Origin of the sequence: Paenarthrobacter sp. CC6 (assembly GCF_040560085.1) — a bacterium.
Lineage (GTDB): Bacteria > Actinomycetota > Actinomycetes > Actinomycetales > Micrococcaceae > Arthrobacter > Arthrobacter nicotinovorans.
This window is the reverse complement of record NZ_JARDAN010000002.1, coordinates 26,482-44,010: the sequence shown is the minus strand read 5'-3', so window position 1 is coordinate 44,010 and position 17,529 is coordinate 26,482. Positions and strand designations below refer to the sequence as shown.

Sequence of the window (17,529 nt, the reverse complement as noted above, 5' to 3'; positions counted from 1 at the left end):
GCAGAAAAGGCCGCCGGTACAGTGGCACTATGCCTGTTCGCCTTCCTGATCTCCAAGAACTTCTCGATTCCGCCTACGTCGTCTCGTTGCCCATGCGCGTGAAGTTCCGCGGCATCATGGAGCGCGAGACCCTGCTGTTGCGCGGACCCCTCGGCTGGGGAGAGTTCTGCCCTTTCCCGGAATACGACGACGACGAATCCTCCCGCTGGTTGGCGGCCGCCTTGGAAGCGGGCTGGCTTGGGTTCCCGGAAGCGTTGCGGGACGCAATACCGGTGAACGCCACGGTCCCGGCGGTTTCGGCTGACCGCGTCCCGGAGGTACTCGCCCGGTTCGGTCGCGTAGATGCAGTCAAGATCAAAGTCGCTGAAAAAGGACAGCAACTCGCCGATGACCTGGCGCGGGTAGTTGCCGTGCGCGAGGCCCTTCCCGATGCCGCCATCCGGGTGGACGCCAACGGGGGCTGGGACGTGGACCAGGCAGTGGACGCGCTGGGGAAGCTATCAGCTGTCGGCTTGGAGTATGCAGAACAACCCGTGCCGACCATTGACGGCCTGGCGGAAGTCCGCCGCAGGCTTTCTTCGGCGGGAACACCGGTCCTCATCGCCGCGGACGAGAGTGTTCGCAAGGAAGATGATCCCCTGCGCGTGGCACGGGCCGGCGCCGCCGACCTCATCGTGGTCAAGGTTGCCCCACTCGGAGGAGTACGCCGCGCCTTGGACATTGTCCAGCAAGCCGGGCTGCCCGCCGTCGTCAGTTCCGCACTCGACACCTCCGTAGGTATCCGGGCGGGCCTTGCCCTCGCGGCTGCCCTCCCGTCGCTGCCGTACGCCTGCGGTTTGGGCACCGTTTCGCTGTTCGCGTCGGACATCACCGTGGATCCCCTGGTGGCCGACGACGGCGCCATCCGCTTGCGGGACACGGCCGCGGATACCCGGCTGCTTGAGCAGTACGCAGCTTCGGCGGAGCGCCGGGACTGGTGGCTGGACCGCCTGCGACGCGTCCACTCCGTCGTTGCCGGGAACCAGTACCGTTTGTTCACCGGGTCTTAACCGGAGGGACCTCTCAGCTTTGGATTCCGCTGAAAGGCTCAGCGGGAACCTCGTACACACTCTGGAAGGTCCCCCATGTCTGAAACCACCGGACGCACGTTTCCGCTGCTCCCCATGCTCGGCCACACCAAAGGCAAGCGCAGCGCCGTAACCTGCGCACTCAAGTGTGACAACGCCTGTGCCGGCGATGTCTGCAACACCAGCGCCAACGGCTACTTCCGCGACATCGCCTCCACGGCCATGTCCCGCCGCGCAGCCCTGGGCCTCGGCGCGGCAGGTGCGCTCGCCGTCGTTCTTGGTGGTGCCGTAACCGGTGCTGACTCTGCAGTCGCCGATTCGGGCAACGGACTGTCCAACGCGGCCAAGAAGGGCTTCGAGAAGTCCAAGCTTCAGTTCACGGCCATCAAGCCGGTCGACGCCGCCGTCGACGCTTTCACCGTTCCCGAGGGCTTCGGCTGGAACCCCATCATCCGATGGGGAGACCCGCTGTTCGCCGACTCACCGGCTTTCGATATCACCAAACAGACAGCTGCCGCCCAGGCCCGTCAGTTTGGTTACAACAACGACTACACGGACATCCTGCCGATCCCGGGCTCCAAGGACCGCCGTGCCGTTCTCTTCACCAACCACGAGTACACGAACGAGAACATCATGCTGCCGGTCGGCTTCGACGCAGCAGAAGCCCGTGCCATCGGCCGGGCCGCCCACGGCCTGGCCGTCGTGGAGCTCGAGCGCAAGAACAAGAACAAGCCGTGGAACTACGTCCAGGGTGCTGCCCTGAACCGGCGCTTCCTCACCGACACTGTGTACGAACTGACCGGTCCCGCCGCCGGTACCAACCTCGTCAAGACCATCGATGATCCCGCGGGCCGCTGGATCAAGGGCACCCTGGGCAACTGCTCCGGTGGCACCACGCCGTGGGGCACCATCCTCTCCGGCGAGGAAAACTTCAACGGCTACTTTGCGACACCTGGAACCAGCGACGCAGACAAGCGCTACGGCCTGTCCTCGAAGCCAACCACCCGCCAGTGGGAGCTCGACGAGCCGCGCTTCGACACCCGCAGCTCCGGCTACGCGAACGAAAGCAACCGCTTCGGCTGGATCGTGGAAGTTGATCCGTTCGACCCAACCTCCACGCCGAGGAAGCACTCCGCCATGGGCCGCTTCAAGCACGAGGGCGCCAACGTCATTCTTGCTCCGGACGGCCGCGTTGTTGCCTACATGGGCGACGACGAGCGCTTCGACTACCTCTACAAGTTTGTCTCCAAGGGCAAGTACCAAGCTGGTGACTCCAAGGCAGCACGCAAGAACAACATGAGCCTGCTCTCCGAAGGAGACCTGTATGTCGCCCGCTTCACGGGCGACTCGCCTGCGGCCGAGATTGATGGCACCGGCAAGGTCCCCGCCGACGGAGCCTTCGATGGTTCGGGCGAATGGTTGCCCTTGGTTGTCGGCGGCACCTCAGCAGTTCCCGGCATGTCCGTGGCGGAAGTTTTGGTGTACACGCGACTGGCAGCTGACAAAGTCGGCCCCACCAAAATGGACCGTTGCGAAGACGTTCAGCCCAACCTGCGCACCGGCAAGGTCTACGTGGCCTGCACCAACAACTCGGACCGCGGCAAGGCAGGCAAGGAAGGGGCGACCGAGGTCAACCCGCGCACCCTCAACCGGGATGGCCACATCGTCGAGATCACCGAAGGCAAGGAGCAGACCGGCACCAAGTTCAACTGGACCCTGCTGCTCGTGGCCGGTGATCCCGCCAAGAACAACTCCACGTACTTCTCCGGATTCCCGGCCAACAAGGTGTCGCCGATTTCCTGCCCGGATAACGTAGCGTTCGACTCCGTCGGCAACCTTTGGATTTCCACCGACGGCGCCCCGTCCACCATCGGCTACAACGATGGTTTGTTCAAGGTCACTTTGGAAGGCCCGGAGCGCGGCAAGGTAGAGCAGTTCCTGGCCGTTCCCCGCGACGCCGAAACGTGTGGCCCGATCGTCCACGACGAAGAGCGCACCGTGTTTGTCGCGGTCCAGCACCCGGGTGAGGAAGGCACGTTCGACGCGCCCCACTCATACTTCCCGGACTATGTTCCGGCCGGGGCCACCCCGGCTGCCGGCGCGGTTCGGGCACCCCGCCCTTCGATCGTGCAGGTGTTCCGCAAGTAACTGAAACCCCGAAACGCTCCCTTACCTCCTGGAGGTGGGGGAGCGTTTCTGCACCCCCCAAACGCTTGCTCACGTCCCGCGGGTTTGATCCCGACGCTTGCTCACATCCCTTGGGTTTGGTTCGGACGCTTGCTCACATCCCTCGGGTTTGGTTCGGACGCTTGCTCACATCCCTTGGGTTTGATCCCGACGCTCGGTCATGTTCCTCGGGTTGGTTCGGACGCTTGCTCATGGTTCCCGACAACCACGGATCCATCGCTATTCCGACAGTCCCATTGGGACGTCAACGATGGTCCCGCCAAACACCCGGGGCGTGAGCAAGCGTTTGGGGGAAGCGCACGGGTTGTGAGTGAGGGTGTGGGGGAAGCGCACGGGTTGTGAGTGAGGGTTGGTGGGAAGGGCGCGGGGCGTGAGCAAGCGTTTGGTAGGAAGGGCGCGGGGAGTGAGCAAGCGTTTGGTGGGAAGCACCTGGAATGTGAGTGAGGGTGTGGGTGAAGGGGCCGGGTTGTGAGTGGGGGTGTGTGTGAAGGGGCCGGGTTGTGAGTGGGGGTGTGGGTGAAGGGGCCGGGTTGTGAGTGGGGGTGTGTGTGAAGGGGCCGGGATGTGAGCGAGCGATGGGGGACTGCAGCCCCCAATAGACTGGAGCGGTGACTTCACAGGACTCTCTGACTTCCATCGCCGCCGCCCGGATCGCCGTTACTGCATTGCTCGACGGCGGCGTGCGGCACGCGGTGGTGGCCCCCGGTTCGCGGTCGGCGCCCATGGCCTACGCCCTCGCCGAGGCAGAAGCCGCGGGGCGGGTCCGACTTCATGTCCGGATCGACGAGCGGGACGCCGGCTTCACCGCCCTGGGCCTGGCGCTCTCCACGGAAGCCCCGGTCGCGGTCCTGACTACCTCGGGCACAGCCGTGGGGAACCTCCTTCCCGCTGTGATGGAGGCCAACCACTCGGCCGTTCCCGTGGTGGTCATTTCCGCCGACCGTCCCGAGGAACTGCACGGTACCGGGGCGAACCAAACCACCATCCAACTGGACCTTTTCGGCGACCACGTGCGCTTCGCCGTCGACGTCGCCGCGGGGGACAACCCGCAGAAGGCAGTCGCCACTGCGCTGTATGCAGCCACCGGTGCGTTGGAGGACACGCCGCCAGGTCCGGTCCAGGTGAACATCGCCTTCCGCGATCCGCTGACGCCCGAGACCGGGGATGCCCTGCCGGATACGCAGGGACACGGCGTGTTCCATTACGACGCCGGACCGCGGGCTTTGGAGCTTCCGGCAGCATCCAGCGAACTTGCCGAGCGACGGACCGTGGTCCTCGCTGGCCATGATGCCGGACCGGTGGCGGAGGCCTTCGCCCGGGCTCACGGCCTTCCCTTGCTGGCAGAGCCGTCCTCGAACGCCCGCTTCGGCCCCAATGCCGTTGGTCCGTATCGCGTGCTGCTGGAGCACTTTGGTCCCGGTTCACCCGCTCCCATCGAGCGCGTTGTCCTTTTCGGCCGGGCCACCCTGTCCCGCCCCGTTGCAGCACTCCTGGCCCGCGAATCGGTGTCATCTGCGATCTACCAGCCTGTCCCGGTCGCTTGGTACGACGCTGGCCGACGCCGCGAAACGCCCATCGAAACCCTCCCGGAACTGGCCGCTTTCGCCGGCCGCGGCCCGGCTGAATGGCTCGATACCTGGCTTCTCGCCGGCGCCGCGGCCCAACATGCACTGGACGGCGTGCTCGCGGCGGAGAGCCTTGCCAACGGCCCGTCCGTAGGAGCCGCCGTTTGGGAACACTCCCGCGGCCAACTCGTCCTCGGCTCATCCAACGGCATCCGCGACGTGGACCTCGCCGGACAACCGCATCAGGGCCCGATCGCCACCGTGTACGCCAACCGTGGCCTCGCCGGCATCGACGGCACCATCGCCACAGCTACCGGAATCGCACTTGGCAGTGGGCGCGAAACCACCGTCCTCCTGGGCGATGTCACCTTCCTGCACGACGCCGGGGGCCTGCTCCTGGGCCACGGTGAGCCGGTGCCCGACCTCCGCATCGTGGTGCTCAACGACTCCGGTGGCGCCATCTTCGCACTCCTCGAACACGGCGCCGTGGAAGACTCAGGCGCCTACGGCACCGCCGTCGAACGCCTCTTCGGTACCCCGCACTCAGTGGACATCGCGGCACTCGCGGCGGCGTACGGCGTCGGGCACCAAGCAGTAAGTACGACGGCGGAACTCGCCGACGCACTCAAGTCGCCCTTGAAGGGTCGCACCATCGTGGAGGTACGCGTGGACCGGGCGGGTCTGCGTGGACTCCATGCCCGGATCAAGGAAGCCATCAACGCCGCCGTGGGCCGCGGAAACTGAGGCAGGCCACAGACACTGACGGGGGCCACCCAAATTTGGGTGTCGTCAGTCCGTTTTCCGGGCACTCGGCAGTTTGCGTGGCGAGCGGTGGGTTGTCCACATAGGCCAACTCTGCCCTCGTGCCGCAGAAGCGGCCCACGAAGACTGTTGGAATGCGAAGGCTACCCAAACTCATTCTCGCCAAGGACCTGTCCATCCTCGGAGGCAATTCCAGGCCATTGTCCATGGATGCGAAGGCCGGAAAGCTCGTTCGCATCAGGCACGGTGTCTACGTCGATGCCCCTCAATGGCAAAAGCTGGAGAGCTGGGAACGGTACGCCCTGAACGTAGAAGCGGCAGCCGAGTGCTTAGCGGCTCCGACCATCTTCTCGCACCACTCGGCGGCGTCGATTCACGGAATCCCCACTATCCTGCGCCACCAGCCTGTTCATGCCCTGACGACTTACACCGGAGGAGGCCGTTCGCGTGCGGGGGTGAGACGCCACTTTGTAGCCGCAGGAAGCGAGCGGGCCCAGGAAGTCAACGGCTTCCTGGTCACAGACAGGATTCGGACCGTACTGGACATCGGTGCGTCGGTTCCGTTTGCCGAGGCCGTTGTCCCGGTGGATTTCCTGCTGAACAGAAAGCGAAACTCCCAGCCTGTAACCAAGGAGCAACTCTTGGACGGCATCAGCGGGACTTACTCCAAAGCAGCGGTCAGGCGAATCACAGCGGCAGTAAAGTTTGGTGCCGGGAACTCCGGTTCACCCGGCGAATCCTATGCCCGAGGCTTGATGCACGTCCTAGGATTCGAGACTCCTTTGCTGCAGTATGCGGTGAACACCTCAAGGGGAACGGTGTACACGGACTACTACTGGGAGGGGCTTGGGTTGGTTGGAGAATTCGACGGCCGCGAAAAGTACATGAAGCCGGAGTACTTGCAGGGACGTACGCCTTCCCAGGTCGTGATCGAAGAAAAGGCCCGCGAAGACGCCATACGCGCCACCGGCCGAAGAGTGTTCCGGCTCGTGTGGAGCGACCTGACGGTGAGCAAGCTGGAACGCGTGCTTGAGTCAACCGGGGTTCCCCGCCGTCGTCGTGCTTCTGCAGGCCACCCAAATTCGTAGGCGAACCGGAAACGGGAGGGCGACACCCAAATGTGGGTGTCGCCCTCCCGTTTCTGTGGCGCCAATCAATATGCGCGGCGCCGGCGGCGCCAGCGGCGCCAGCGAAAAGCTACGCTTCCTCGACGCCGATGTGCGTCGGGTCAAGGACGCGGCGCAGGAATTCCTTGGTACGCGGCTGGGTGGGGGCGCTGATGACGTGCTCCGCCGGCCCTTCCTCCACGACAACGCCGGCGTCCATGAAGACCACGCGGTCGGCCACTTCGCGGGCAAAGCCCATCTCGTGGGTGACCACCAGCATGGTCATGCCTTCCTGGGCCAGCTTCCGCATGACCGCAAGGACGTCGCCCACGGTTTCAGGGTCCAGTGCAGAGGTCGGCTCATCAAAGAGCATGAGCTTCGGATCCATGGACAAAGCGCGGGCGATGGCTACGCGCTGCTGCTGGCCACCGGAAAGCTGGTCCGGGAAACGGTCGGCCAAGTGTCCCAGGCCAACGCGCTCAAGGTTGTGGCGCGCAACGTCGGCCGCTTCGGACTTGGAGCGCTTGAGCACTTTCATCTGCGAGATTGTGCAGTTCTCCAGCACGCTGAGGTGCGGGAACAGGTTGAAGTGCTGGAAGACCATGCCTACGCTTTGGCGCATCTTGTTGAGGTCCACGTCGGGGTCGGTCGCTTCGAACTCGCCCACGTTGATGGTGCCGGCGTTGGGGTGTTCCAGCAGGTTGACGCAGCGAAGAAGGGTGGACTTGCCCGAACCTGATGGTCCGATCAGGCACACAACCTGGCCGGGTTCCACGGTCAGTGAGATGCCCTTGAGGACCTCGTTGCTGCCGTAGGACTTGCGCAGGTCTTTGATGTTGACGCCGGCGGCGCGAACGGTGGCCGTGCTCCCAGTGGAGTTATTCATGACTGTCCTGCCTATCGCTTGGTCCGCGCGGAGCGGCTTTCGAACTTCCTGGCAAGGAGGCTCAAGGGGATGGTGATGACCAAGTAGAAAGCACCTGCCACGAGCAGGGGGGTGAGGCCCGCGCCGAGGCTGGAGATGCCGTCGCGGCCGAACTTGGTGAGCTCGTACTGGGACGCCGTGAGGCCCAGGACGTAGATCAGCGAGGAGTCCTTGGTGAGCAGGATGATCTCGTTGGTCAGCGGGGGGAGGACGATCTTGAAGGCCTGGGGAATGACGATCGAGACCATCGCACGCCAGTGCGGCATACCCAGTGAACGCGCTGCTTCCATCTGGCCCTTGGGCACGGCTTGCAGACCGGCGCGAAGGGTTTCAGCGATGTACGCAGACGCCACCATGCCCAGGGAAACCATGACCACGATGTTGACGTCCCACTGCACACCGAAAGCCAGGGGAACACCGTAGCCGAAAGCGATGAAGACCAGCAGGGCAGGGACGCCGCGGAAGAACTCGATGTACCCGGTGGCGATCCAGCGGTACAGGGGGAAGGAAGAGAGCTTCATGAGGGCCAGCAGGAGGCCGCCCGACAAGCCCACCACGAAGGCCAGCGCCGTGTAGATAAGGGTGTTCTTGAGGCCAACCAGGAAGATATCCGGGAACATCGGCCCGATTTTGGCGAAGTTGAAGACGCTGGTGCCGATCGTCTTCCAGTCCACAGCAAGGATTACTGCGGCCAGGACCACAACGAATATCCCGGCCTGGACGTACAAACTGACTTTGGCTCGTTGACGTGCAGTCATTGCCATGGTGTTCTCACATTCATGTTGCGCAGCCGGGCCCCGAAACAACGTATCGTTTCGGGGCCCGCCTGCGTGGATCTCGGGAGAGCCGGGGCTCGGACTACTTGGTGGCTTCGCCGAACCAGGTGGTCTGGAACTTCTTCAGGGAGCCGTCATCAGTGATGCGCTTCAGGGTGCCGTTCACGGCGTCAGCCATGGCGGTGTTGCCCTTCTTGATGGCGATGCCCAGCTTCTCGCCCGTCGCGTAGTCCTCGACGCGCTTGAGGTTGGAATCGTCCTTGATGGCGTAGCCCAGCACGGACTGGTTGCCGATGGCTGCGTCGATGGTGCCGGCTTTGAGGGCCTGGACCAGGAGGCCGGAGTCCTCGAACTGCTGCGCGTCGATGCCCTTGTCCTTGGCGTACTGGGCACCGGTGGTTGCCTGCTGGACACCCACCTTCTTGCCCTTGGCGCCGTCAATGTTGTTAATGCCCGAGGACGAGGTGGCCACCAGGGTCAGGTCGTCATCGAGGTAGGGGTTGGAGAAGTCCATGACGTTCTTGCGGACGTCAGTGATGGAGATCGAGGAGATGGAGACGTCGCACCCAGTCAGTGCAGTGCCGGTCTCGATGGCTTCGAAGGAGCTGTCCACCACGTTGAGTTCTGCCTTGATGTCCTTGGCGATCTCGGCAGCGATGTCCATGTCGAAGCCGACAATCTTGCCGTCCTTCTGGAATTCGAAGGGCTCGTAGGGCACATCCGAGCAGACAGTCAGCTTGCCGGCATTGATGAGTTTCAAGCCCGAGCCATCCGAGGCTGCGGGAGTGGAGGAACCACCGCAGGCGGTGAGGGCCAGTGCGCCGGCTGCGAGCACGGCGGCAATCTTGGTGCCGGACAGAACCGAACGGGAGATCTGCATGTTGTTTACCTTTTGTTGCGGTGGATGCTGAACTGAGTCGGTTTTAGTGTAGCGCCGAACATGAGATGTGCATCACAGGAAACGAAGTTTCACTATTAGATAACTAGTTTACGCACTTATCAACCACCGGAGCCGAGGTCCTGTCTGGAATCCCAGATTCAGCGCTTGATTCCCAAAGCCTCAAGCATCGGCCGGAACTTTGCCCACGTCTCGGCCAGTTCAGCCTCCGGCTGCGAACCCTCCACGATGCCGCACCCGGCATAAAGCCGCACGGTGTTGGCGTCCTCGATCACGGCTCCGCGCAACGCAATTCCCCACTCGCCGTTCCCTGCAGCGTCCAGCCATCCGACCGGTCCGGCATAGGGGCCGCGGTCCAGATGTTCGAGTTTCCGGATCAACGCACCGGCCACCAGGGTGGGGGTTCCGCACACCGCAGCGGTTGGGTGCAACGCGTTGATCAAGGCCAGGCACGTCGGCACGTGACCTTCGATATCGGCCAGTTCCGCCTTCACATCCGACGCCAGGTGCCACACGTTGGGCAGCTCAAGGATGAAAGGCTCGCTATGGGAGTTCATCGCCTCGGAGAACGGTGCCAGCTGTCGGGTCAGCGAATCAATGGCGATCTCGTGTTCGTGGCGCTGCTTTTCCGAGCCGGCCAGGACCCGCTCCGCATATTCCATGGGGGAGCCGTCCATGCCGTCCGCATCCCGGCGATCCAGCGTCCCGGCCAGGACCCGCGCTTGCGCAGTGCGGCCCTCCACCTGGATGAGCATCTCGGGGGTCGCGCCCACCAGGCCATCAACACCGTACGTCCAGCATTCGCGGTACCTTGCGGCAAGTTGGCGAAGTACCTCAGCAGCGTTGACGCCCGCGGGAAGGGTGGCAACGACGTCGCGCGCCAAAACCAGCTTCTCCAGCTTGCCGGCGCGGATCTCCTCGACGCCGTCGGCAACCGCCTTCATCCAGTTCGCCTCGCTGAGGGAACCATGGCTGAGGTAGCCAGCCGAACCGTTGGCGGCAACAGCCTCAGGTGGGAGTTCGACGTCGGACCCTCCTGCCGCTGAGCCGTTGCCGTCGGGTTCGGTCAGCCAGCGTTCCACGGCGGCGAGCACGCCGGCCTCGGTGAGGGGGCCGTCGTCGAACGTCAATTGGGTGGCCCAGCCGCGGCCGTCGCGGATACCGACCACCAATTCCGGGAGGATCAGGCGGGACACGTGCGGGGATGTTTTGGAGAAGGCAAACGAGCCGAAAGCCACGGGACCCGTGCCCGGGAGCTCAACGTGGTCCGTGATCTCTGCCTCAAGAATCAGGTGCCGCCACCAGATATCAGCCTCAAGGAAGCGCTCCGGGCCGGTGGCGTTGAAACGGGTCAGCTCGCCGTAGCCCACCAGGCCGGCCTCGCGCCGGGACCAGCAAAGGACGTCGTCCCGCACCAGAAACGACGGCAGCCCCCCTGGGGATGATTCAACATCGAGGGGGACTGTCAAGGTGCGGAGCGTGCTCGTCATGATGGAACAACAGTACTCCCGCGCGCAACCAGAACCTGAGCCGACTTCTACAGCGAAGCAAAGTCTGCTGAATGTCTGAGACAATTACTGGGTGAACCGAGCATCCTTGGAAAAGCGTCCGGACGAAGTTGCGACGATGTTTGATGATGTCGCCCCAAAATACGACGTCGTCAATGACGTCCTGTCCATGGGACAGACCCGGCGCTGGCGCCGGATCGTGGTGGACGCCATGGATGTGAAAGCGGGTCAGAAGGTCCTTGACCTCGCCGCCGGAACGGGCACTTCCAGCGAACCCTACGCCGACGCCGGCGTGGACGTGGTGGCCTGCGACTTCTCCCTGGGCATGCTCAAAGTGGGCAAGCGCCGCCGCCCGGACATCGACTTCATCGCCGGTGACGCCACCAACCTGCCCTTCGCGGACAACAGCTTTGACGCCTCCACCATTTCCTTTGGCCTGCGCAATGTCGTAGAACCCCGCAAGGCCCTGGAGGAAATGCTGCGCGTCACCAAGCCCGGCGGCCGCCTGGTCATTGCCGAGTTCTCGCACCCCGTGGTTCCCCTGTGGCGCAACCTCTACACCGAATACCTGATGCGCGCCCTGCCGGCCATCGCCACCAAGGTGTCGTCAAACCCGGATGCCTACGTGTACCTCGCTGAGTCCATCCGCGCCTGGCCGGACCAGGACCACCTGGCCCAGTGGCTCGCCGATGCCGGCTGGACCGACATCACCTACCGCAACCTCAGCGGTGGCATTGTTGCCGTGCACCGTGCGCAGAAGCCCGCAGAGCACCGCGAGAGTGTTCCCGTTGCCAAGCTGCGACGCCAAATCAAGCCGCGCCACCAGGCCGGCTAGCTCCGTACTGCCTGCTGACTTAGGACGACGTGAAAGTACTGATTGTTGGCGCGGGCCCGGCCGGGTCCACAGCCGCGTATTACCTCGCCCAAGCGGGCATCGACGTCACGGTGCTGGAAAAGACGTCGTTCCCCCGCGAGAAGGTCTGCGGAGATGGCCTCACCCCGCGGGCTGTTCGCGAGATCCAGAAGCTCGGCCTGCCCCACGCTGTTGAGGAAGGGTGGCGCCGCAACAAGGGCCTTCGCCTCATTGCCGGCGGTCGCACCATCGAGTTGCCCTGGCCCGAAGTTGCGGATTTCCCCACCTACGGACTGATCCGCACCCGCCTTGGCTTCGACGAGGACCTTGCCCGCCACGCAGAGTCGGCCGGTGCGGTGGTGCTGGAACGCCACAGCGTCACGTCCGCACTGACCGCCGATGACGGACGTGTCATCGGAGTCCGCGCTTCAATCCTGGACGAGTCCGGACGCAAGACGGGCGAAACGCGCGACTTCCACGCCGACGTCGTACTCGCCGCCGACGGAAACTCGACGCGAACCGCCGTGTCGCTGGGTATGCACAAGCGTGACGACCGCCCGCTGGGCGTCGCCGTGCGCACTTACTTCACGTCCCCCCGCCATGAAGACGACTGGATGGAAGGCTGGCTGGAACTCCCCGGCAAGTCCGGCAAGCCACTGCCCGGCTACGGCTGGGTGTTCGGCGTCGGCGACGGCACGTCCAACGTCGGCCTGGGCATCCTGAATTCGTCCAAGGAATTCGGCAAGCTCGACTACAAGCAGGTCCTGCGCGAATGGACCGCCGGTATGCCCTCGGAGTGGGGTTTCACCCCTGAAAACCAGGTGGGGGAAATCCGCGGCGCGGCGCTGCCGATGGGCTTCAACCGCACGCCGCACTACTCGCCCGGGCTGCTTCTGCTGGGCGACGCCGGCGGCATGGTGTCCCCGTTCAACGGCGAAGGCATTTCCTACGCAATGGAGTCGGCCCGGTTTGCCGCTGAGTTCATCATCGACGCCTCCTCCCGTTCGGCTTCAGCCGGGTGGACCGCCGACGACGCCGACGCGCACCTTGCCCGGTACGCGGACTATGTGCGGGACCAGTGGGGATCGCACTTCACGCTGGGAAGGCTCTTTGCTTCCTTGATTGGCAAGCCCGCGGTGATGAAGCTCGCACTGCGCACCGGTATGCCGATTCCCGTGCTGATGCGTTTTGTAGTGCGCATGCTCGCGAACCTGACCGACCCGTCCGCCAAGGGCTTCGAAGACCGCGTGATCCGGGTCCTTGAGATGCTGGTTCCGGCAACGTCCAACAGTTCCTCTGCCCGCGCTGTGACGCCGGCAGGCTCCGACACCGCGGTTTCCGCAACAACTAGTTAGGGTTAACCCGTGACGAACTCTGCCGAACACAGCTGGACGCATGCCGGGCACGGCTTGCCGGACTCCACCGAGCCTTCCTTGAACACCACGGCAATTGCGACGGGCCTCCAGCTGCCCGCAGGTTTTGCTGCCATTGCAGGCGACGCCGAGCTTGGCCCTGCCATCACCAACAACCTTGCCCGGGTGGAGAAGAAGCTTCGCGAAGCCATCTCCAACTCGGATCCCCTGGCTGACGCGACGTCACGTCACCTGGTGGAAGCCGGTGGCAAGCGGATCCGTCCGCTGCTCACCCTGCTGTGCGCACACCTGGGCGATGCTTCCCGGCCCGAGGTTGTCCAGGCAGCCGTGGTTGTTGAGCTCACGCACCTCGCGACGCTCTACCACGATGACGTGATGGACTCCGCCCCGTTCCGCCGTGGAGCTCCCACCGCCCACGAGGTCTGGGGCAACTCAGTGGCCATCCTCACCGGTGACCTCATCTTCGCCCGCGCCTCCATCCTGGTCTCCGAGCTCGGCTCCCGTGCACTCGGCATCCAGGCGCGCACCTTCGAACGCCTCTGCCTTGGCCAGCTGCACGAAACCGTGGGGCCCCGCGAGGACGAAGATCCCGTAGAGCACTACTTGTCCGTCATCGCCGACAAGACCGGTTCACTCGTAGCGGCGTCCGGCCAGCTGGGTGCGATCTTCGCCGGCGCTGATGAGGCATTTGAAGATTTGTTGGTGGAGTACGGCGAAAAGGTGGGCGTCGCCTTCCAGCTGGCTGACGACGTCATCGATGTCACCGGGGTGAAGGTCAAGTCCGGAAAGTCCCCGGGCACCGACCTCCGCGAAGGCGTACCCACTCTGCCCGTCCTGTTGCTGCGACGCGATGCTGCCGCAGGGGATACCTCCGCTGCCGAACTCCTTGAACTGATCGACGGCGACCTCTCCTCCGATTCGGCACTGGCTGAGGCCGTGGCCGGCCTGCGCGAGCACCCCGTGACCAACGAGTCCTGGAAGATCGCCCGCCAGTGGTCCGCCGAGGCCGTTGCTGCCCTGGCTCCGCTGCCGGAGGGTGTGGTGAAGGATTCACTGACCAACTTCGCCCACGCAGTGGTGGACCGCAGCAGCTAAGTCTTCCTGGGCGTGGCTTCCTGACCCGCTTTAGGCGCTTGACGGCCGCTTTGCACCCTTTTCGGGTTGCAAAGCGGCCGTTTTCGTTCCAAAGTAGCTCGGGTCGCCACGGCGGACGGTCGAATCACGACGCCGGCACCCACTTTGGTGTCCACCGCGACGGTCCGAAGTGCCCGGCTTCCCTGTTACCCAGCACGATGAGCACTTCAGCCACCATCTTCCCCGGATGGTGGACGACGTCGGAGTAGTAATAGCGGAGAACCAGCAGCCCGCCACGCATGCTGGCGTTGTTCCGGTACTGGTCCTTCTTAACCTGCCTGCCTTCCAAGTGGGTACCGCCGTCCAGCTCGATCACCAGGCAATCGTTGATCAGGCAGTCGACTTCACCAACTCCGGGTAGCTGCACGTGCATCTTCACCCTGAGTCCTGCCCTGGTGAAGTGGACATGAGCCAGGACTTCCAGCAAAGAATCCGCCCTGGGAAGGACCAACCCCACAACAGCCCGCGCCCGGCCATTGCGGGGACCCGCCAGTTTGGACCTTAGATAATCCGGGCTGAGCAGCGCCTGGCTCACAGCACTCTGGACCATGACCAGGGACTCCAGCTCCGGCCGGCAACGAAGGGCGTGAATGAGAACGTCAGCCACGCCTGCAACAGGTAGATAGGGATGCGGGGGATGGGTCACGCCCGCGTGGTCAACAACCCGCGGGTTGGGCAGTCCGTTGCCGCAGCTTAAGTGCAAAGTTTCTGGTTCGCGAAGTACCCAAAGGCCGTAGAACCTCGCTGCCGAGATACAGGTCAGGCGGCCATTCGCGCGAAAGGCGGCTACGACGTCGGGGTCTGCTCCTTTGGTGACGTAGACGCCTCGCTGCAATCTGGTGATCACCCCGTTGCTCAACGCCGACGCCAGTGTTCGTTCAGAGAACCCGGCCCGCTTCAAGTCTGCGGTTCTGGCCGCGCCGAGTCTGGATCGGAGGAATTGGGTGAGGTCCATCAGGCTATGGTTGCGGCGTTGGAGACTCCCCCGAGCCTGCTTTTCGGCCTATGTGGATAACTACACCGGGCCGTAAAAACGCAACGGCATCTTTGAATTTACGTTGACGCTAAGAGTTGCGCTTGTGACAGGATTGTCATAAGCTATTCACGGATCCACTAAATGCCTCCGGTGGGTCTGATGCGAACGGAGATTGTGGTCCCGGTTCGGTGCAGCGTATGACTCGTAACGTTGCAGCGAGCCGGGGCCATTCCGTTTAAGCCCGGAAACCCGTGGCTTTGTGACCTTCTTTCAACGCAAAACAGCCCCTATGCAATCAATCAAGGTTGCATAGGGGCTGCGCGTCGTTCAAACAAGGTCAGGAAGCCACGGGGGCGCCCTGAAAAAGGACCTAGTCCTCGTCGTCGTTGAAGGCCCACTCGAACATGTCGAAGACGAACTCGGAGAACGTGCCTTCCTCGCTCTTCCACTGGCCGCGGGCATTGTTGCGGCGCCAGACGATGGGATCCGGGATGCTGAGGTCCGCGGTGCGGAAGCCCCAGGTGAACTGTTCGTCCTCGTCCTCAAGGAACATGAGGAAGCCTTCGTCATCGACTTCCAGTTCCTCGGGGTCCCAGAAGTAGTGGTAGGCCTCCATGAGGTCCTCGCAACCGCCGATAGCGAGGTAGAACTCGCGAAGGACCAGCGGGATGGTGAAGGAGTGTTCAGCGAGGGCGTCGTCCAGTTCGTCGGGCGTGAGGCCGTCTTCTTCCTGCCATTCATCCTCGAGATACTTTGGGACCAGCGCGCGGAACTTCTCGAGGAACATGTCAGTCATGCTCTTATCCTAGCTAATCCCGGGGACCCGAAATTGCGCCCCCACCAGTACCGGCACGGTGCCATCCCCGGACAGCCAACGGCACGTACCAGCTGCGTCGCCAGGCCGTCACCCGGAACGCGAAAACGACACCGGCAATGACACAAGCAGTGAGCCCGCTGAAGAGCCCCAGATGCCACATCAACGTGGTCAAGCCAGCGCCCACGAAGGCAGGCAGCGCATAGATGTCGCGGTTGTTGAACAGGGTGGGGATCTCATTGGCGGTGATGTCGCGAAGCAAACCGCCGCCAACGCCCGTGGTCACACCCAGCAAGATCGCAGCCACGGGGTTCATGCCGGCACTGATGGCTTTGAGCGTGCCGGTAATGCAGAACAAGGCGAGTCCGCCGGCGTCGAACAACGTCAAAAGCGAGGTGAAGCGCTGGACGGAGGAAAACAGGTAGTAGACCAGCATGGCTGCGAGCAGCGGCGGCGCCAGATAGGCGGGATTCGTGAAGGCGATGGGAGGCCCGGCATTGATGACGATGTCGCGGATCACGCCGCCGCCCAAGGCAGCGATGGAGGCAAGCAGTATGGAGCCAACAAAGTCGAACTGCTTCCGGGCGGCCAACAGCGACCCGGAAACCGCGAAAAAGAACACGCCGATGAGGTCAAGCCAGAGAAGAACAATGTCAATGGAAATCAAGTGGACTGGTTCTTTCTTAACGTGCTTCACAACAGGTGCTGGCTCAACGTTACGCTAGCTCCCATGAACAGCCCCGTTTTGATCGCTTGCGCCCACGGAACCCGCAACGCTGAGGGCCAGGCGGCCATTCGCCGGGTTATGGCCGAGATCGAGGAACTCCGTCCCGGACTCCAGGTCCTGGAGGCCTATGTCGACGTCCAGGAACCCGAGTTGTCCGGCGTGGTGGAGGGCCTGCCCGAGGGGACTGCCGCCGTCGTCGTGCCACTCCTGCTGTCCACCGGCTTCCACATCAAGGTCGACGTGCCCAAGGCGATCAAGAGCCGGCCCGAAGTCGTGGCCGCCAGGCCGCTGGGCCCGGATCCCCGGCTTGCCGAACTGCTGGCCACTCATCTGCGCGCCTCGGGACTGGAAGAGAACGACGGCGTCCTGCTGGCTGCCGCGGGCTCGTCGCTGCCGGACGGATCGGTGGACTCGGAGGAGCAGGCTCGCCTGCTGGGGGAGCTGCTGCCGAACAAGGTGCGGGTCGCCTATGGTGCCAGCGCCCAGCCCAACGTGCCCGACGGCGTCGCCTCCTTGCGTGCCGAACTCGCCAACGATCCGAGCGGCTCCCACGGCAGGGTCTTCATTGCCTCCTACCTGCTGGCCACCGGCTACTTCCATGACCAATTGGCGAAGGCCGGTGCCGACGTTGTTGCGGCTCCGCTGCTGCCGTCGAAGGTTCTGGCCGAGATTGCCCTGGAACGCTACGACGCTGTGTTGGAAAGCCTCTCCTAACCTTTGTTTGCAAGGAAAACCGCCCTTCGGGGACCTGCATATCAGGCTGTCCGGAACAAGGCCGCTGGCGTGTTCGTGACGAAATGTTTCCCTAGGTGACTCAACATTTCCGGACCTTTGCTGGCGAAATCTGGCCAGACCTAC

The 17,529-nt window shown here is 63.6% G+C and carries 15 protein-coding genes; 8 read left to right on the top strand and 7 right to left on the bottom strand.

All coding sequences use genetic code 11. The features are described 5' to 3' along the window. Nucleotides 1–29 precede the first annotated feature (29 nt). The 4 genes from PV760_RS01605 to PV760_RS01590 all read left to right on the top strand — a co-directional run bounded on the left by PV760_RS01605 (nucleotide 30) and on the right by PV760_RS01590 (nucleotide 6,669). The gene (locus PV760_RS01605) at nucleotides 30–1,049 is read left to right on the top strand and encodes an o-succinylbenzoate synthase (protein WP_354626984.1); all 1,020 of its coding nucleotides are present in this window, start codon (nucleotides 30–32) and stop codon (nucleotides 1,047–1,049) included. A gap of 75 nt (nucleotides 1,050–1,124) precedes the next feature. Then, nucleotides 1,125–3,215: a PhoX family protein gene (locus tag PV760_RS01600; protein ID WP_354626983.1), complete on the top strand. Its 2,091-nt coding sequence runs from the start codon at nucleotides 1,125–1,127 to the stop codon at nucleotides 3,213–3,215. Between the two features lie 647 nt (nucleotides 3,216–3,862). Further along, a complete protein-coding gene (gene menD / locus PV760_RS01595; protein ID WP_354626982.1) occupies nucleotides 3,863–5,563 on the top strand; it encodes a 2-succinyl-5-enolpyruvyl-6-hydroxy-3-cyclohexene-1-carboxylic-acid synthase in 1,701 nt (566 codons plus the stop codon). Between the two features lie 152 nt (nucleotides 5,564–5,715). Next, entirely contained in the window at nucleotides 5,716–6,669 is a 954-nt protein-coding gene (locus PV760_RS01590; RefSeq protein ID WP_354626981.1) for a hypothetical protein, read from the top strand. Between the two features lie 109 nt (nucleotides 6,670–6,778). Here the strand turns inward: PV760_RS01590 and PV760_RS01585 are convergent, their stop codons facing one another. The 4 genes from PV760_RS01585 to PV760_RS01570 form a co-directional block, all read right to left on the bottom strand. Next, nucleotides 6,779–7,573, bottom strand: a complete 795-nt coding sequence (locus PV760_RS01585; protein WP_018776842.1) for an amino acid ABC transporter ATP-binding protein — start codon at nucleotides 7,571–7,573, stop codon at nucleotides 6,779–6,781. Nucleotides 7,574–7,584: 11 nt separating this feature from the next. Next, complete coding sequence (locus tag PV760_RS01580; RefSeq protein ID WP_018776841.1) at nucleotides 7,585–8,376, bottom strand: amino acid ABC transporter permease; 792 nt, start codon at nucleotides 8,374–8,376, stop codon at nucleotides 7,585–7,587. 94 nt (nucleotides 8,377–8,470) lie between these two features. Continuing rightward, nucleotides 8,471–9,268: an ABC transporter substrate-binding protein gene (locus PV760_RS01575; RefSeq protein WP_018776840.1), complete on the bottom strand. Its 798-nt coding sequence runs from the start codon at nucleotides 9,266–9,268 to the stop codon at nucleotides 8,471–8,473. Nucleotides 9,269–9,426: 158 nt separating this feature from the next. Continuing rightward, entirely contained in the window at nucleotides 9,427–10,776 is a 1,350-nt protein-coding gene (locus PV760_RS01570; protein WP_064721524.1) for an isochorismate synthase, read from the bottom strand. A 91-nt stretch (nucleotides 10,777–10,867) separates the two neighbouring features. Between PV760_RS01570 and PV760_RS01565 the strand changes: the two genes are divergently transcribed. From PV760_RS01565 to PV760_RS01555, 3 genes are read left to right on the top strand one after another with little or no spacing between them, the layout of a single operon-like run. Further along, nucleotides 10,868–11,629: a demethylmenaquinone methyltransferase gene (locus PV760_RS01565; protein WP_026267031.1), complete on the top strand. Its 762-nt coding sequence runs from the start codon at nucleotides 10,868–10,870 to the stop codon at nucleotides 11,627–11,629. Between the two features lie 29 nt (nucleotides 11,630–11,658). After that, nucleotides 11,659–13,002, top strand: a complete 1,344-nt coding sequence (locus PV760_RS01560; protein ID WP_079580861.1) for a geranylgeranyl reductase family protein — start codon at nucleotides 11,659–11,661, stop codon at nucleotides 13,000–13,002. 9 nt (nucleotides 13,003–13,011) lie between these two features. Then, a complete protein-coding gene (locus PV760_RS01555) occupies nucleotides 13,012–14,115 on the top strand; it encodes a polyprenyl synthetase family protein (protein WP_018776836.1) in 1,104 nt (367 codons plus the stop codon). 124 nt (nucleotides 14,116–14,239) lie between these two features. Here PV760_RS01555 and PV760_RS01550 read toward each other — a convergent pair whose 3' ends face one another. The 3 genes from PV760_RS01550 to PV760_RS01540 all read right to left on the bottom strand — a co-directional run bounded on the left by PV760_RS01550 (nucleotide 14,240) and on the right by PV760_RS01540 (nucleotide 16,611). After that, entirely contained in the window at nucleotides 14,240–15,109 is an 870-nt protein-coding gene (locus PV760_RS01550) for a type IV toxin-antitoxin system AbiEi family antitoxin domain-containing protein (protein WP_354626980.1), read from the bottom strand. A 391-nt stretch (nucleotides 15,110–15,500) separates the two neighbouring features. Then, entirely contained in the window at nucleotides 15,501–15,926 is a 426-nt protein-coding gene (locus PV760_RS01545; RefSeq protein ID WP_018776834.1) for a hypothetical protein, read from the bottom strand. 13 nt (nucleotides 15,927–15,939) lie between these two features. Beyond that, nucleotides 15,940–16,611, bottom strand: a complete 672-nt coding sequence (locus PV760_RS01540) for a trimeric intracellular cation channel family protein (protein WP_018776833.1) — start codon at nucleotides 16,609–16,611, stop codon at nucleotides 15,940–15,942. Between PV760_RS01540 and PV760_RS01535 the strand changes: the two genes are divergently transcribed. Next, entirely contained in the window at nucleotides 16,612–17,385 is a 774-nt protein-coding gene (locus PV760_RS01535) for a sirohydrochlorin chelatase (protein WP_018776832.1), read from the top strand. The last annotated feature ends 144 nt before the right edge of the window (nucleotides 17,386–17,529 follow it).